16 protein-coding genes are annotated in these 15,549 nt (G+C 68.5%); 10 read left to right on the top strand and 6 right to left on the bottom strand.

Translation table 11 applies throughout. From position 1 onward, the window contains the following. Positions 1-43: 43 nt before the first annotated feature. Together AB0I23_RS09060 and AB0I23_RS09055 are read left to right on the top strand one after the other, a co-directional pair. Positions 44-1,906, top strand: coding sequence for an ABC transporter ATP-binding protein (locus tag AB0I23_RS09060; protein ID WP_359108270.1), 1,863 nt, complete (start codon positions 44-46; stop codon positions 1,904-1,906). Then, entirely contained in the window at positions 1,903-2,802 is a 900-nt protein-coding gene (locus tag AB0I23_RS09055; RefSeq protein ID WP_359108268.1) for a serine/threonine-protein kinase, read from the top strand. The genes AB0I23_RS09060 and AB0I23_RS09055 overlap by 4 nt, the downstream gene beginning before the upstream one ends. Positions 2,803-3,169: 367 nt before the next feature. Here AB0I23_RS09055 and AB0I23_RS09050 read toward each other — a convergent pair whose 3' ends face one another. Then, positions 3,170-3,610, bottom strand: coding sequence for a hypothetical protein (locus AB0I23_RS09050; RefSeq protein WP_359108266.1), 441 nt, complete (start codon positions 3,608-3,610; stop codon positions 3,170-3,172). A 363-nt stretch (positions 3,611-3,973) separates the two neighbouring features. Beyond that, positions 3,974-4,420, bottom strand: coding sequence for a hypothetical protein (locus tag AB0I23_RS09045; protein ID WP_359108264.1), 447 nt, complete (start codon positions 4,418-4,420; stop codon positions 3,974-3,976). A gap of 278 nt (positions 4,421-4,698) precedes the next feature. Between AB0I23_RS09045 and AB0I23_RS09040 the strand changes: the two genes are divergently transcribed. Together AB0I23_RS09040 and AB0I23_RS09035 are read left to right on the top strand one after the other, a co-directional pair. Next, the gene (locus AB0I23_RS09040) at positions 4,699-5,283 is read left to right on the top strand and encodes an RNA polymerase sigma factor (protein WP_359108263.1); all 585 of its coding nucleotides are present in this window, start codon (positions 4,699-4,701) and stop codon (positions 5,281-5,283) included. Further along, positions 5,276-5,980: an anti-sigma factor family protein gene (locus tag AB0I23_RS09035; protein ID WP_359108261.1), complete on the top strand. Its 705-nt coding sequence runs from the start codon at positions 5,276-5,278 to the stop codon at positions 5,978-5,980. Before AB0I23_RS09040 ends, AB0I23_RS09035 begins: the two co-directional genes overlap by 8 nt. A 35-nt stretch (positions 5,981-6,015) precedes the next feature. On the opposite strand, the gene AB0I23_RS09030 is transcribed toward AB0I23_RS09035, so the two are convergent. Both AB0I23_RS09030 and AB0I23_RS09025 read right to left on the bottom strand, forming a co-directional pair. Next, complete coding sequence (locus AB0I23_RS09030; RefSeq protein ID WP_359108259.1) at positions 6,016-6,474, bottom strand: CBS domain-containing protein; 459 nt, start codon at positions 6,472-6,474, stop codon at positions 6,016-6,018. A 212-nt stretch (positions 6,475-6,686) separates the two neighbouring features. Continuing rightward, positions 6,687-6,986 carry a hypothetical protein gene (locus AB0I23_RS09025; protein ID WP_359108257.1) on the bottom strand — a complete coding sequence of 100 codons (300 nt, stop codon included), beginning with the start codon at positions 6,984-6,986 and terminating at the stop codon, positions 6,687-6,689. 456 nt (positions 6,987-7,442) lie between these two features. Between AB0I23_RS09025 and AB0I23_RS09020 the strand changes: the two genes are divergently transcribed. Genes AB0I23_RS09020 through AB0I23_RS08995 form a run of 6 tightly spaced genes read left to right on the top strand, consistent with a single transcriptional unit; the run spans position 7,443 to position 13,092 of the window. Then, positions 7,443-8,180, top strand: coding sequence for a DUF1684 domain-containing protein (locus AB0I23_RS09020; RefSeq protein ID WP_359108255.1), 738 nt, complete (start codon positions 7,443-7,445; stop codon positions 8,178-8,180). A gap of 47 nt (positions 8,181-8,227) precedes the next feature. Continuing rightward, entirely contained in the window at positions 8,228-9,745 is a 1,518-nt protein-coding gene (locus tag AB0I23_RS09015) for an ABC transporter substrate-binding protein (protein ID WP_359108253.1), read from the top strand. After that, positions 9,745-10,710: an ABC transporter permease gene (locus AB0I23_RS09010; protein ID WP_359108251.1), complete on the top strand. Its 966-nt coding sequence runs from the start codon at positions 9,745-9,747 to the stop codon at positions 10,708-10,710. Before AB0I23_RS09015 ends, AB0I23_RS09010 begins: the two co-directional genes overlap by 1 nt. Continuing rightward, complete coding sequence (locus tag AB0I23_RS09005) at positions 10,707-11,534, top strand: ABC transporter permease (protein ID WP_359108249.1); 828 nt, start codon at positions 10,707-10,709, stop codon at positions 11,532-11,534. The genes AB0I23_RS09010 and AB0I23_RS09005 overlap by 4 nt, the downstream gene beginning before the upstream one ends. After that, on the top strand, positions 11,531-12,328 hold the full coding sequence (locus tag AB0I23_RS09000) for an ABC transporter ATP-binding protein (protein ID WP_359108247.1): 798 nt from the start codon (positions 11,531-11,533) through the stop codon (positions 12,326-12,328). The genes AB0I23_RS09005 and AB0I23_RS09000 overlap by 4 nt, the downstream gene beginning before the upstream one ends. Beyond that, positions 12,328-13,092, top strand: a complete 765-nt coding sequence (locus tag AB0I23_RS08995) for an ABC transporter ATP-binding protein (RefSeq protein WP_359108245.1) — start codon at positions 12,328-12,330, stop codon at positions 13,090-13,092. The genes AB0I23_RS09000 and AB0I23_RS08995 overlap by 1 nt, the downstream gene beginning before the upstream one ends. A 141-nt stretch (positions 13,093-13,233) precedes the next feature. Here AB0I23_RS08995 and AB0I23_RS08990 read toward each other — a convergent pair whose 3' ends face one another. Both AB0I23_RS08990 and AB0I23_RS08985 read right to left on the bottom strand, forming a co-directional pair. Further along, positions 13,234-13,932: a response regulator gene (locus AB0I23_RS08990; RefSeq protein WP_359108243.1), complete on the bottom strand. Its 699-nt coding sequence runs from the start codon at positions 13,930-13,932 to the stop codon at positions 13,234-13,236. Next, the gene (locus AB0I23_RS08985) at positions 13,929-15,527 is read right to left on the bottom strand and encodes a sensor histidine kinase (protein WP_359108241.1); all 1,599 of its coding nucleotides are present in this window, start codon (positions 15,525-15,527) and stop codon (positions 13,929-13,931) included. Before AB0I23_RS08985 ends, AB0I23_RS08990 begins: the two co-directional genes overlap by 4 nt. Positions 15,528-15,549 lie beyond the last annotated feature (22 nt).

Raw genomic sequence — 15,549 nt, 5'->3', positions numbered from 1 at the left:
TGGCTCTTGGCCCGCCCAGCCGGCGACCGTGAGGAACGCGTCTATGAGGCGTGTCTCGCTTCATGTTCTGCGGCGCCTGCTGTCGGTGGCCGATGATCCCGACGCGGTCGTCGCCGCCGCGCCGCCGGTCGCCCCACGCGACGCGTTCCGGCGCTTCTGGCCCTACACGCGCGGTGGCCGGCGCTGGCTCATTCCGATACTCGTCTTCAGCATGATCGGACCCATGGTCGACGCGGCCGAGATCTGGCTCTTCAAGATCGTGGTGGACGACGTCCTCGTTCCACGCGATCTGCGTCCCTTCCTCTGGATCGCCCTGGCATACACAGGGCTCATCATCTTCTCCGGCGTTCTGGAGTTCGCCGACGACGTGACGTCCACCTGGGTCAGCGAGCACTTCCTGCTGGCCCTCCGGTCGGATGTGTTCCGGCACGTCCAGGGCCTGTCGCTCGGGTTCTTCGAACGGCGACGGCTCGGGGACGTGCTGTCGCGTATCACGGGCGATGTCGACGCTGTCGAGACGTTCCTCCTTTCGGGGGTGGCGGACGGCCTCTACTACGTGATCCGGTTGGGCGTCTTCCTCGGTCTGCTGTTCTACCTGCGGTGGGATCTGACCCTCCTCGCGCTCGTCATCGTGCCGCTTTTCTGGTGCGCGGCCCGGCGCTTCTCCCGGCTGATCAAGGCCGCATCGCGGGAGCGGCGGCGACGCAGCGGTTCGATCAGCGCGATCGCCGAGGAGTCGCTCGGCAACATCGCGCTGGTGCAGGCGTACAACCGGCAGGAGTCCGAGGAACGCCGGTTCGAACGTGAGGGCGTGGGCAAGTTCCGTGCGGCGATGGCCGCGGCACGCATCCGTGCTGTCTACAGCCCTGTCGTCGAGGTCATCGAGCTGACCGGCGCGTTGGCCGTCATGGGCCTGGGCACGTGGAAACTGGCGCAGGGACAGCTCACGCTGGGCGGGCTGCTGGTCTTCCTTGCGCTGCTGAGCAGTCTCTACAGTCCGATCCGCGACCTGTCCCACCTCGCCAACACGTTTTACGCGGCGTCGGCCTCCGCCGAGCGGATCATCGAGTTGCTGGACCAGCGTCCCCAGGTCGTCGAAGCCGTCGACGCCCTGCGGATCGGGCGCGCCCGGGGCGACATCGAGTTCCGTGACGTCTCCTTCCGCTATCCGGGTACGTCCCGGTGGGCGCTGTCCCACGTGTCGTTCCACGTGGAGCCCGGCACGACGCTGGCACTGGTCGGCGCGAGCGGTGCCGGAAAATCCACGGTCGGCAAGTTGCAACTGCGCTTCTACGACCCGGATCAGGGGTCCGTAATCCTCGACGGCACCGACCTCAGGGACCTGCGGCTGTCCGAGCTCCGCGAGAACGTCGCGGTGGTACTGCAGGAGACGCTCGTCTTCCACGGCACCGTACGGGAGAACATTGCCTACGGCCGCCCGGACGCGGCAGAGGCGGACATCGTCGCGGCGGCCCGCGCCGCCGACGCCCATGACTTCATCCAGCTGCTTCCCGAGGGCTACGACACCGTAGTGGGCCAGCGCGGCCGCACGCTGTCCGGCGGGCAGGCCCAGCGCCTCGCGATCGCCCGCGCGATGATCAGGGACGCGCCCGTACTGATCCTGGACGAACCGACCACCGGCCTGGACGCCCAGTCGGGCCGCCGGATCATGGAACCGCTGCGTAGGCTCATGGCCGGGCGGACCACCGTCGTCATCTCGCACAATCTGCTCACCGTCCGCGACGCCACCTCCACCGTGGTGCTCGACCAGGGCCGGGTCGTCGAGCGCGGCACGCACGAAGACCTGCTCCTGCGCGACGGGACCTACGCCCGGCTTCACCGGCTGAACGGAGTGACCGGCCCCGCCCTCGCCGGTTCCCCACCCGTGCGGAAGGTTCTCTCATGAACTGCGCCACGGCCCAACCGGTTCCGCCCCTCGCGTCCGGAACGAAACCGGCGCCGGGGTACGAGGTCCTGACGCACCTGACCCGGACCGGCTGGCTCGACATCTACGACGCCTGGAGCGAGGAGCGGGACTGCCGATGCGTCGTGAAGCTGCTGCGCCCCGACCACCGCCACGAGGAGCAGCTGCGCGACCGGCTGTTGCGAGAGGGTCGTTGGCTCCGGACATTCACGCATCCGCACCTGGTCCGCGCGTACGAGATCTTCGAGTCGCCCGAGCCGCTCGTCGTGCTGGAAACGCTGACCGGCGAAACTCTGGACCACCTCATCGGCCGGTTGCGTCGGCGGCCGCCCGCAGAGGACGTGGCCCTCCTCGGCGTGCACCTGTGTTCCGCGACGCACTATCTCCACGGTCACGGCCTACTGCATCTGGACCTCAAGCCGTCCAATGTCGTGGTCGACTGCGGGCACGCCAAAGTGCTCGACCTGAGCGTCGCACGACCGCCCGGACTCGCCCCTCCGGGCGTCGGCACCTTCTGCTACATGGCTCCCGAGCAGGCGTGCGGCGGGCCGCTGTCGGCCGCGGCCGACGTGTGGGGCATCGGCGTCACGTTGTACGAAGTCGCCGTCGGCGAAGCGCTGTTCGACGTCGGCGTCACCACGGACGGGACCGATGGCGGCGACGACACGGGCGGCCAGGACGACCGGTATCCGCAGCTTGAAGAACCTGCTCCGGCGATCAGGTCCCGCCGACGCCTCCCGCGTGACCTCGCCACGGCCATCGACAGCTGTCTGCGGCCCGATCCGGCTGCCAGGCCCACGATTTCCGAACTCGCCGCCGCCCTCGATGCGACTCTGCCTCGGCAGCGGCGTCACATCGCTCCGTCGGCGGCCGTCTGACACGGCGGACAGCCGCTTACGGGATCGCCGCAGTGTGGCCGAGCGGTGCGGGGCCGCATCGCACCCGCGCTTCGCCGCCGGGTGAAGGACGGCCGCTTCGAGCGGATGCTCCAGGCCGCGCAGGCGCGGTCGGGCGCGGCCTATCGGTGGTGTCGACGCCGATGGGCTTGTCGCTGGGGCGCAGGGAGAAGGCGTGCGCTCGTCCAGGTGCCGCACGAATTGCGATCGCGTACCGGGGTGCCGATTCGGAGGGTGACGCCCGGTGGACGCCGGTGCAGAGGGAGCGCGTCGCTGAAACGGGACGGCGCCCCTCGGAGTATGTCCGAGGGGCGCCATGGCCGATGTCGACCAAGGGATGGGTGAACCGTCAGGACCAGAGCCGGTACGTCACTTGTTTCGGCATCTGCGACGGCCTGCTGTCGGTGAAGACGAGGTGGAGTTGGGTGTAGTGCCGTTGGTGAGAATGCTTCGTCAGAGGCTCCGGGCGGTCGAGTCTGACGGTCACGGGATAGGGGTGGAACGTGCCCTCGGCGCAGAACGGCCGGCAGTCGTTCACTACGTTGAGCCCGCTGCCCACGGCGAAATTCGGCTTCCAATCCGACCACCGGAGTGCGGTGAGGATGCTGTTGCCATCCCCACAGGCAATCAAGAACTCGTGCGGGCGTACTTGAGGATGCGAGAAGCAGTCGACGATCACCGCGTCAGCGGGTGACCGTGCCCCTGTGGAAGCGGATGCCGGTGCGATCGCTGTTGTCAGCGATGCCGCGGCACAGATCAGTACCGCTGCCTTCAGCTTGTGTCTCTGCATGTCCGCTCCCCAGCCGTCTCTCCGAGTCCATCTGGCCTTGCGCGTGCGCCTGGCCCGCCCCGGGCTGCGATCCGCGAAACCGGAGCGGACGCCGGATGGCGCTGCTGGCCCTACTCGACGATTGTTCCGGTATCGACGCTACGACCGCGTTCGGGGACGCACCACCCGCACAGGTAACAACTTCGCAAAGGGGCAAATATCCGCCCATCTTCTTCACCGTCGGTCGGCTCGACCCGCTTGATGGGCGCGGACAGGAGCGGTGCGGAGACCGGCAACGCACCCGGCGGCCAGGACCGGGCGCCAAGTGCGCGAGCGGAGTCCGCGAAGGCGCCGGAGGCGCAGCAAACGGGGCTGCATTCCTGTTTACGGCAACCGTGCCGACGGAGCCTTCATGCGGGGATGTTCTCGGGGCCGCAGATCCACAACCTGCCCGGCGCCGCTCGCTCGGAGCCAGGCCAGGAAGGTGAGAACGAAGATGCCTTCCACCACCAGGGACAGGACGCCGTACGGAGGCTCCCAGTCGGATTCGTGATAGCCCGGCAACCCGACGGTGCGGGACAGCAGGAATCCGATGATCATGCCGATGCTGGTCACCGCCCCGATCAGCCATGCGCCGAGCGGCTGCCTCTGAAGGGCGAGTCCTGCGGCGACGGCGAGCAGCACCACGCTGCCGACCAGGAACAGGATGCCGATGTAGGGCTTCTCCGCCAGGTGGGAAGGGACCAGCGAGAGGTGGATCACCGCGTTGGCCAGGGCGCACGACGCTGCCGTCCCGCGCAGGGCGAGGTGGGTCGTGCGGGACGTCGTCACGACTCCAGGGGTCTGAGGGCAGCCGATGCCGCCATGCGTCTGACAGGGGCTGCGGACCGGGGCCACGCCGGGGCGCGCTCCCGGTGCCCGCCATGCCTTCCGGCCCTGGGACCGGTCGGCCACAGCCGTTCGTAAGGGTGTGCCTGTATTACCTACGGTGCTGTCGGGCCAAGGGTTCATGATCGGCCCGGTTCGGGTCGGCTCCGTGCCGGTTCTTCGGCAGCGCCGAGGGCCGCCCGGCGGAGGCAATCCCTGGGGGCTCGTGTTACGTAGGGAGTATGCGCAGGATTGGCATTCCCCTGGAGCGGGTGCCCGACGAAGCGCTGCTGGCCGGCCTCATGACCGGCGATCCCGAGATCGCCGTGGCTTTCGTCCGGCGGTTCCAGCGTCGGGTCTTCGGCGTGGCCGTCGCAGTGGTCGGTGACATCCAGCTCGCCGAGGACATCGCCCAGCAGACCTTCGAGCGCGCCTGCCGGCACGCTCAGGTCTACGACCCGCGCCGGGGATCGGTGCCCACCTGGCTGGCGGCCATCGCGCATAACCTTGCGATTGACGCCGTACGCGCCCGCAAGGCCACTCCAGTCGACCTCGCAGACCTGGAGAACATGATGGAGACCGTCACCAGCACGCCGGAGCGGCAGGCGCTCTCCGCCGAAACCGCAGCGGAACTGCGTCGAGCGGTTGCCGCGCTGCCGCGCGATCAGGCACGTGCGCTGGTGATGGCCGGCATCTACGGATTGACAGCTCAGCAGGTCGCCGATTTCGAGAAGATCCCGCTCGGTACCGCCAAGACCCGGATCAGGGCAGCCATGGGCAAGCTCCGCGCATCCCTCGCGACCAAGCAGGCGAACCACGATGACTGAGCCCCGTGGATTCACCTGTGAGCAGCTCCGGGAGATCGGTGCGGAGCTGGCGCTCGGCGTTCTGCCTGCCAAGGAGCGGGCCGGGGCGATGGACCACCTGGAGCACTGTCCCGCCTGCCGCGAATACGTCCACGAGCTGGTGGCCACGGCGGACGCGCTGCTGGGTCTTGTCCCGGGAAGCGAACCGCCGGTCGGCTTCGAGGACAGGGTGATGGACCGGCTGGGGCTGTCTTCCGGGCGACGGCCACTGCGGCGCGTGCGGTGGCGGCGCTTCGCCCTCGCCGCAGCGGCAGCCGCGGCGGGTCTTGCCCTTGGCGGAGGCGGTTGGGTGCTCGGCGCATACGCCGGTCGTCCGGCCCCGGTCGCGCCGATCGTCTCCCCGGTGCAGCCTCAGCTGCTCACTGCCCAACTCGCCCACGGGGGCCGGTCGCTCGGGCAGGTCTACCTCTACACGGGGCACTCGCCCTGGCTGTACATGACGGTGGACGCCGGCGGACACTCCGGCACCGTCCGGTGCGAGCTACGGCGGGCCGACGGCTCCACCGTCCAGGTCGGTTCCTTCGCGCTCAGCAAGGAGGGCTACGGCGCCTGGGGCGCGCCCTACCCCGTCGGCACGGCGCCGGTCACCGGCGTCCGCCTGTTCACCGCCGACGGCTCCGTGCTCGCCGCCGCCACCTTCGGCTCTTACCACCACTGAGCAGGGACGGGGATCGGCGCGACGGAGCGGACACCTCAGAGTGCGGACTGACCGGAGGCCTGAGATATCGCGTACACGCGGCTCGCGAATTCAGCGATCTGTTCGTCGCTCAGGTTCTTCGCGAGATTGGCTTCCGTGATCATGCCGACCAGGCGGTGGCCGCTCTGGACGTCGATCACCGGCAGCCGCTTGATCTGATGCTCCTCCATGGTCGTCAGGACCTCGGAGGCGTCCGCTTCGGCATCGATCCAGTGGACCTTGCCACTGAGGGACCCGGCCTGCACGGTCGCAGGGTCGATGCCTTCGGCGCAGCACTTGATGACGATGTCACGATCGGTGATCAAGCCGGTGAGCCTGTTGTTGTCGCCGCAGATGGGCAGACAACCGACGTTCAGATCGCGCATCATCTTCGCCACATCGAACAGCGACTGGTGCGCACCGACGCACTGCACGCCACTGGACATGATGTCTCGCGCTCGCAGCTTGGCAGCCATGATTTCCTCCGTCCTCGACAGCGTCGCCCCCTGCTATCGATCACAACACGAATGGCTCAGCACCGCTCCCCGGATGCGTCGGCGACGTGGCGGTTCCCGAACAGGCCGCGATCGGGCACGGATTCAGGTGCTTGTACAACCCGTCATGGGCCGTTGCCCGTGATGCCGGTCCGGCGACTGGGCGGCACGGTCACCATCCGGAGCGCCGATCTCTATGGCTCCACGTGACCGAATCCCACCTCGAAGCGCTCGACGGAGACAACCCGTTGGCCTTCCCTGTGTGCGACTTCCTCGCGGAGCCGGGTGGCCCGGTCCTCGCTGGCCCGCATGGCCTGCTCGTCGTCCCACAGCGTCAGGGACTTGGTCTTCCCGGAGGCTCGGTCGACGAGGTAGTACACGCCGCGGAAGCCGGAGTCCTCCCGGATCTGCGCGAGAATCGCTTCCCAGTTCGCGGTCAGGTCTCCCTCTGCGGGAACCGGTGAACCCTGATAGGTGCTCAGCCTCGCGAACATCGCTGTCACCCCTTTTTCTGGCCGGCTGCCGGTCGGGGGACAAGCAGCCTCACGACCAGCGTGCTCCGGCAGGCCGCACGCCGCATGCCGAGCAGCGCTCCCAGGTGTCCACAGGCCCGGTGGGGGCCGATCCGGGCGGTTACGAGATGCGCACCGGGCGGCGAACCGGTAGTGGCGGTAAACACGTTCGGCATCGACGAAGACGGGGCTCCGGTCACCCTCAGTGCACGTGTGCTGTCGATTCGGTCGGGCCGGGAGGCCGGCGGCGGTGTCGCAAGCGGTTCGGATTCGGCGCCTGCCTCCGGTGGCCGGGCCTGGCCTGCGTCTCCCGCCCCGGTCTCACGATGCAGTCCGACTTGACATTAGTTCGCCTTATGAAAGATAAAGAAGGTCCTTTGGGCTGAACTTCACACAACGTGACATTCGATGTGTGGCAGCCGACGATCGTCTACGCGAATGAGTCAAGCCGTGTCCCACGCCGCCGCCCCGGATCAGCCGACCGACCCCGCCGCGGACTGGGAGGCCTGGCGCGCCGAGCGGCGCCGCTCGGTCACTTCGCCCGCGGGGAACCTCGCCCTCGTCGAGACCCGCTGGGCTTCCGCCGGTGAGCGTCCTGACCTCGATGCGGCCCGCGCAGGACAGCCGGAGACTGTGACCGTCACCACAGTCGAGCGCACCGACTTCGTCACCGGCGAGCCCGAGCACGGACTGCGCTTCTGGGACGCGCGGTCACCCGCGATCCAGAACTTCGATCGCACCGATGCCTTCCCGTACGACCCGGCCTGGGTGCTGGAGGCGTCGTACACCCCGGTGCCCGGTGCCCGTCGGGTCGGGTTCGAGCACATCCGGGACAACGGCGGCACCCGTGACCTCGCCGTGCCGGGAGACATCGTGCTCACCCTGGACGGCCGGGACTACACGCTGAGCGCCTTCGACGACGACGGCACCCTGCTGCTCGTCTTCGGTGACCCCACCAATGGCGACACCACCTACGGCGCCGGGCGCTTCCTCTTCGTCACCCACGTCGGCGAGGGCCGGGTTCTTCTCGACTTCAACCGCGCCTTCGTGCCGCCCTGCGGATTCTCCGACCAGTACAACTGTCCGATGCCGCCGCGGCAGAACCGTTTCCACCTGCCCGTCGAGGCCGGCGAGAAGCGCCCCGTCTTCCGCGACGGCTTCCTCGCGCAGCACTGATCACCCCCCCGTACTCCCGTCTCGCAGCACGAAAGCGCGTACTCCTCATGAGCATCAAGAAGACCTCCCTGTACGGTGGCGCCACCGCCGCTGCCCTCGCCCTGACCCTCACCGCCTGCGGCGGTGGCTCCAACGGGGGCGGTGCTTCCGCAGGGGCGTACGACAAGAACGCCACCGTCAACATCGGTTCGCTCTACGAGCCGCAGAATCTCGACAACACCGCGGGCGGCGGTCAGGGCGTCACCGAGGCGCTCAACGGCAACGTGTACGAAGGGCTGTTCAAGCTCACCGACGCCGGCAAGGTCGAGAACCTGCTCGCCCAGGACTACAAGGTCAGCGATGACGGACTCACGTACACCTTCACCCTGCGCGACGGCGTGAAGTTCCACAGCGGCAAGAAGCTCACCAGCCAGGACGTCAAGTACAGCCTGGAGAAGGTGATCGCCAAGGACTCGCAGTCCGCCCGCAAGAGCAATCTCGAGGTCATCAAGTCCCTCGAGACACCGGACGCGCGCACGGTGAAGGTCCAGCTGTCCAAGAAGTCGATCTCCTTCGTCTACAACCTCTCCTACGTGTGGATCATCAACTCCGCAGCGGAGGGCCTCAAGACGAGCGAGGACGGCACCGGCCCGTACCAGCTGAACAAGTGGACCCACGGCTCCGCTCTCAGCCTCGACCGGTTCGACGGCTACTGGGGCGACGCTGCCAAGAACAAGCAGGTCGTCTTCCACTACTACAAGGACGCGACCGCTCTGAACAACGCGCTCCTGACCAACGCCGTGGACGTCGTCACGAGCGAGCAGTCGCCCGACGCCCTCGACCAGTTCAAGAGCAACCAGAACTACAAGGTCAACGACGGCAATTCGACGACCAAGCTGCTGCTCGCCTTCAACGACAAGGCCAAGCCGTTCACGGACGTCAAGGTTCGCCAGGCCGTCTCGGCCGCCATCGACGACAAGAAGCTCCTGGAGTCGGTCTGGGGCGGCTACGGCAAGGTCATCGGCTCGATGGTGCCGCCCACCGACCCCTGGTACGAGGACCTCACCAAGGTCAACGGCTACGACACCGCGCGTGCCAAGAAGCTGCTCGCCGAAGCCGGATACAAGAACGGCTTCACCTTCACCCTCGACACCCCGAACTACGACCCGCACCCGACCGCGGCGACCTTCATCAAGTCCCAGCTCGCCAAGGTCGGCGTCACCGTCGAGATCAACACCATCACGCCGGACGAGTGGTACACGAAGGTCTACAAGAACCACGACTTCACGGCCACGCTCCAGGAACACGTCAACGACCGCGATCTGGTCTGGTACGGCAACCCCGACTTCTACTGGGGCTACGACAACAAGCAGGTCACGAAGTGGGTCGAAGAGGCCGAGCAGGCCTCCGGCACGGCTGAGCAGACCGAACTGCTGAAGAAGGTCAACCGCCGGACCGCCGAGGACGCGGCCAGCGACTGGCTGTACCTGTACCCGCAGATCGTCGTGGCGAACAGCAAGCTCTCGGGGTACCCGGTCAACGGCCTCAACTCGCAGTTCTTCGCCTACGACATCGAGAAGGGCTGATGGCACGGTATCTCCTGCGCCGTCTCGCCTTCCTGCTGGTATCGCTGGCGCTCGCGAGCGTGGTCCTGTTCGTGCTGCTGCGGATGCTGCCCGGCGACCCCGCCAACGCACTCACCTCGGTGGGCGCCAGCCCCGAGCAGATAGCGGCGGCGCGGCACTCCATCGGTTCCGACAAACCGCTGCCCGAACAGTTCGTCCACTGGATCGGGCAGTTGGCGAGCGGTGACCTCGGTACGTCGTTCGTCAGCTCGCTGCCGGTGGGGCCCGAGGTCGGCTCGCGGCTGAACGTCACCATCCCGCTCACGCTCACCGCATTCGTCCTGGCGGTCCTCATCGCCGTCCCGGTCGGCTTCGTGGCGGCGCACCGGCGCAGGACCTGGTACGGCGCGTTGCTCAGCGGGGTCTCCCAACTGGGCATCGCCGTCCCCGTGTTCTGGCTCGGGATGATCCTGATAGCCGTCTTCGCGCTGAACGCCGGCTGGCTTCCCGCGGGCGGCTTCCCGCAGGACGGCTGGTCGCAGCCGGCCGAGGCGATCCGTTCACTCGCCCTGCCCGTCATCACCATCGCGCTCGTGATGAGCGCCTCACTGATCCGCTACGTCAGGTCGGCCACCCTCGACGTACTGGACAGCGACTATCTCCGCACCGCGCGAGCCCTGGGCTCGTCGTTCGGACAGGCCATGTGGCGGCACGGGCTGCGCAACGCCTCGGTACCGGTGATCTCGATCCTCGGCATCGAGTTGGCGTCCACGCTGCTGGGCGCGGTGGTCGTGGAGTCCGTGTACGCGCTCCCCGGCCTCGGCTCCCTTCTCGCGACCGGCATCGCACAGCACGACTATCCGGTGATCCAGGGCGTGCTGTTCGTCTCCACGCTCGCGGTGCTCATCATCGGCTTCGCGGCCGACTTCGTTCAGCGGATCATCGATCCGCGGCTGCGCGGCAGGCTCTCGGGAGGTAACCGGTGAAGCAGTCGACGACGCGCTCGTACACCTTGAGCGTCGGATGCGTACTGGCCGGCCTGATCGCTCTGCTCGCGCTGGTCTCGGCCCTCTGGGTCCCGTACGCCGCCGACGACACGTCCGGCGGACGGCTCACGGGCCCCGGCGCGGGACATCTGCTGGGCACCGACAAGCTGGGCCGTGATCTGTTCACCCAGCTGATGACCGGCTCCCGGGTCGCTTTCGAGGCAGGCCTGGGCTCGGTTCTCATCGCGGCCGCGGTCGGCGTCACGCTGGGGGTGCTGGCCGCGTTCGCCCAGGGCTGGCTGGACGACACGCTCTCCGCGTTCCTCGACATCCTGATCGCCTTTCCGACGCTGCTGCTGGCGATGCTCATCGTCGCCGCCCACTCGGCCACCTTGGGGTCGGCCGTGCTGGCGATCGGCCTCGCGCAGAGCGCGGTCGTGGGACGGCTCGTGCGGATCCTGGTCAAGCGGGTCCTGGCGCAGGACTACATCACGGCCGCGCGCACGTCGGGCACCTCGTGGCCGCGGATCGTGGCCGGGCATGTGCTGCCCAACATCTGGCCGACGCTCGTGGTGAACCTGGCCCTCCAGTTCGGGCTCGCGGTGCTGGCCGAGGCGGGCCTGTCCTACCTGGGTCTGGGAGCGCCACCGCCCAACGCCTCGTGGGGCCGCATGCTCCAGGAGGCACAGGCCACCTTCACCACGGCCCCGGCCGGCGCGCTGGCGCCCGGCATCCTGCTCGTCCTGCTCGTCATCGGCGTGAACCTCATCGCCGACGGACTGCGCGACACCCTCGACCCGGCGGCCCGACGGAGGCGCGCATGAACATCCTCGACGTGCGCGACCTCGGGATCCGTACGGCCGACGGGCGCACGCTCGTCGACGGCCTCTCGCTGACCATCGCCCCCGGCGAACGGCTCGGCCTCATCGGAGAGTCGGGTTCCGGGAAGTCGCTGACCACCCTCGCCGTGCTCGGCCTGCTGCCCGACGGCATGACGGCCACCGGCGGCGTCGAACTCGCCGGCACCCAGATCGTGGGCGCGAGCGAGAAACAGCTCACGGGTGTGCGTGGCCGGGACGCCGCCATCGTCTTCCAGGAGCCGCTCACCGCACTCGACCCGCTGATGCGTGTCGGCAGGCAGATCGCCGAACCGCTGGGCAGAAGGCGAGGGCTGAGGAGGGCCGAGCTGGAGCGGGCCGTCGTGGACGCGCTGGAGCAGGTGCGGCTGCCCGAGCCCGACCGCATCGCCCGCGCCTTCCCGCACGAAATCTCCGGCGGTCAGCGGCAGCGCGTCGCACTCGCCATGGCACTGGCATGCGACCCGAAGCTGCTCATCGCGGACGAGCCGACCACCGCACTCGACGTCACCGTGCAGTCCGACATGCTCGACCTGCTCGACACCCTCGTACGGGAACGGGACATGGCCGTCCTCTTCGTCAGCCACGACCTCGCGGTCGTCTCGAAGGTCACCGATCGCGTCGTGGTGATGAAGGACGGCCGCGCCGTGGAGGAGGGCGACGTCCGCACGATCGTGCGGGAGCCGCGTGAGGAGTACACCAAGGCGCTGGTGGCAAGCGCGCGGCAGCTGGAATCGGCTCTTGACCTGAGGAACGCGTGATGACGCCCGTACTGGAACTGGACGGAGCCTCCTTCGCCTACCGCGGACACACCGCGCCCGTCGTCGAGGACATCTCCTTCACCGTCGAGACCGGGCACAGCCTCGCCCTCGTCGGCGAATCGGGAGCGGGCAAGACGACTCTGCTGCGGCTGCTGCTCGGACTCGCCCGGGCAACCTCCGGCACCGTCCGGTTCGACGGCGACGAGCTGAAACCGCGCGACCACGAGCAGATGCGACGTTTCCGGCGCAGCGTGCAGTGCGTCTTCCAGGATCCGTACTCGTCGCTGGACCCGCGTCGCCGCGTCGGCAGCATCGTGTCCGAACCACTGCGATCCCTCGGTATCGACAGCCGGAGCACGGCCGCGCCCAAGGTGGCCGAGGCCCTGAAGCGGGTCGGACTTCCGGCCGACGCCGCCGAGCGCTATCCGCACGAGTTCTCCGGCGGCCAGCGCCAGCGCATCGCGATTGCCCGCGCGACCGTGTGCGACCCGCGGGTGCTGCTCGCCGACGAGCCCGTCAGCGCACTCGACGTCACGACCCGCGTCAAAGTCGTCGACCTGCTGAACGAGTTGAAGCAGGAACAGGGCCTCACGCTCGTCATGGTCTCCCACGACTTGTCGGTGGTGGCCTCGCTGTGCGAACGCACCGCCGTCCTGGAGAGCGGCCGCATTGTCGAACAGGGCGAAACCGGGCAGGTGCTGGGTGCTCCCGCGCACCCGTACACACGTCGCCTGGTCGACAGCGTGCCGCGACTGCCCGTATGACCGGTGGGCTCGATCTCCGGGCTCCTGCATCGCCTGGGCCGACCCATTGCGTCCGGCGGTCGGTCGGGCGTGATCTCCGTCAACGCCACAGCCGGGCCGAGCGCTGCTGATGGTGCCGGATGCCTCAGCGCCTCACGGTCCTCAGCTCGTCCTGGTCCATGCGTAGCGGTGTTCCGGTCGGCCCGTGTCGCCGTACTTGAGACTGAGGCTGATGCGACCCGCGCTCTCCAGATACTTGAGGTATCGCTGGGCAGTGGAGCGGCTCAACCCGGCGCGGACAGCGACCTCGTGTGCCGACAGCGGTTCGTCGGCTGCCGACAGGACGTGGCGGATGACGTCGGCGGTGGGCGCGGAGTGTCCCTTGGGCAGGCCGGCCGCAGGAACGGCCTGCGGGGTGCGAAGCGCCCCGAAGATCTGGTCGACCTGCTCCTGCCCGGCCTCGCCCCGGCCGCTGCCCACGCCTTCGAGGGTGCGGCGCAGGGCGGTGTAGCTCTCCAGCTTGGACCGCAGACCGCTGAAACTGAAGGGCTTGACCAGATACTGCAGGGCGCCGTAGCGCATGGCGGTCTGCACAGTCGTGACATCCCGGGCGGCCGTCACCATGATCACGTCTGCCGTGTGGCCGCGTTGGCGCAGTCGCCGTACGAGCGTCAGTCCCGTCTCGTCCGGAAGATAGTGATCGAGCAGTACGAGGTCGACATGCTCGCGCTCCAGCACGGACAGTGCCTGCGTGGCGGTGTGGGCGCGGGAGACGACACGGAAGCCGGGCACCTTGGCCACGTACGCCGCGTTGATCTCGGCCACACGGAAGTCGTCGTCCACCACCAGGACGTCGATCATTGAAACTCTCCCACTTCGGTCAGCTGCCGGACGGCGAGTGTCTCGGGCAGGACGACGGTGAAGACCGCGCCACCGCCGGCCCTGGCGCTGACGCGGGCCACGCCGCCGTAACGTTCCGCGAGACGGCGTACCAGTGCCAGGCCGAGCCCACGACCCCGGTGCGCGGGGGACTCCTTGGTGGACCAGCCCTCGGTGAAAATCTGTTCGCGCAGGTCGGGTGCTACGCCCGGACCGTTGTCGCTCACCCGCAGGACCGCTGTGGTGCCCTCCGCGAAGAGTTCGACCTCGATGGCTGAAGCGACGTCCAGTGCGTTGTCGATCAGGTTGCCCAGGACGGTCACCAGATCGCGCGGGTCCACCACCACGTCGGGGAGCAGGGTGCTGGGGGAGATGCGCAACGACGCGCCCCGCTCTGCGGCGATGGCCGACTTGCCCACCAGCAGCGAAGACAGCAGAGGGTCATTGACGCGTTCCGCGACCTGCTCCGCCGACGCCCGGTGACCATGGGCCACCTCCGCGACGAACTCCACCGCCGCGTCGTGCCTCCCGAGTTCCAGCAGCCCGAGCAGGGTGTGGAGCCGGTTGGCGTGCTCGTGGTCCTGGGCGCGGAGCGCGTCGAGAAGGCCGTGCGTGGAGTCCAGTTCGCGGCCGAGCAGCTCCAATTCGGTGCGATCGCGCAGGGTGACCACAGCCCCGCCGTCACCGGTCGGCATGCGGTTGGCGACGAGCACGCGTCCCCTGCACACGGTGAGCAGGTCCGCGCCGTCGACCTGCCCCGTCAGCACCTCTGCCGCACGGCCCGGCGGCAGCACCTCGCTCAGAGCACGTCCGACGGCGTCCGGCGTCAGCTCCAGCAGACGCTGCGCCTCGTCGTTCAGCAGCCGGATCCGCCCCCGGGCGTCGAGGGCGAGAACTGCTTCGCGGATGCTGTGCAGCATGGCCTCGCGCTCGTCCAGCAGCGCCGAGATGTCGGCGAAGGCCAGTCCATGCGTGCTGCGCTGCAGGCGTCGTGAGACGGCCAGGGCAGCCAGCACACCCGCGGCGAGGGCAGCCCCCGCGTAGAGCAGAAGTCCGGGAATGGTTCCGAGCAGCCGCTCGCGGACGCTGTCGTAGGCAATGCCCACCGAGACGGCACCGACGATGGTCCCGCGCCTGTTGCGGAGGGGGACCTTCGCGCGCGCGGAGCGGCCCAGGGTTCCGTCGTCGATCTGCATGATTTCCCGGCCGGCCAGGGCCGTGCTGGGATCGGTGGAGACGTGCTTGCCGATCTGTCGGGTGTCGGTGTGCGACCAGCGGACCCCGCGGGTGTCCATGACCACGATGTAGAGAGCGCCGGTGGCCCGCCGGATCCGTTCCGCTTCGGCCTGTACCGGTCCGCTGGGGCTGGGCTCGGTGCTCGTCAGGTGGAGCACCAGCCCGGGTTCGGCGGCAGTGGTCTCGGCGATGGACAGGGCCTGACGCATCGCCTGGTCGTCCAGCTGGTGGCTGAGCGGGGCGAGGAAGAGTCCGGTGACGAGCATGACCACCCCGGTCGTGATGGCCACCTGAGTGAGCAGGACCTGCGCGAAGACACGGCGGGGCCAGTGAATCCGCATGCGTTCACCCTCTGCCTTCCGC

The organism is Streptomyces atratus, assembly GCF_040655115.1.
Classification (GTDB): domain Bacteria; phylum Actinomycetota; class Actinomycetes; order Streptomycetales; family Streptomycetaceae; genus Streptomyces; species Streptomyces atratus_D.
Note: the sequence above shows the minus strand (reverse complement) of the source record. Positions and strands in the feature narration are given on the sequence as shown.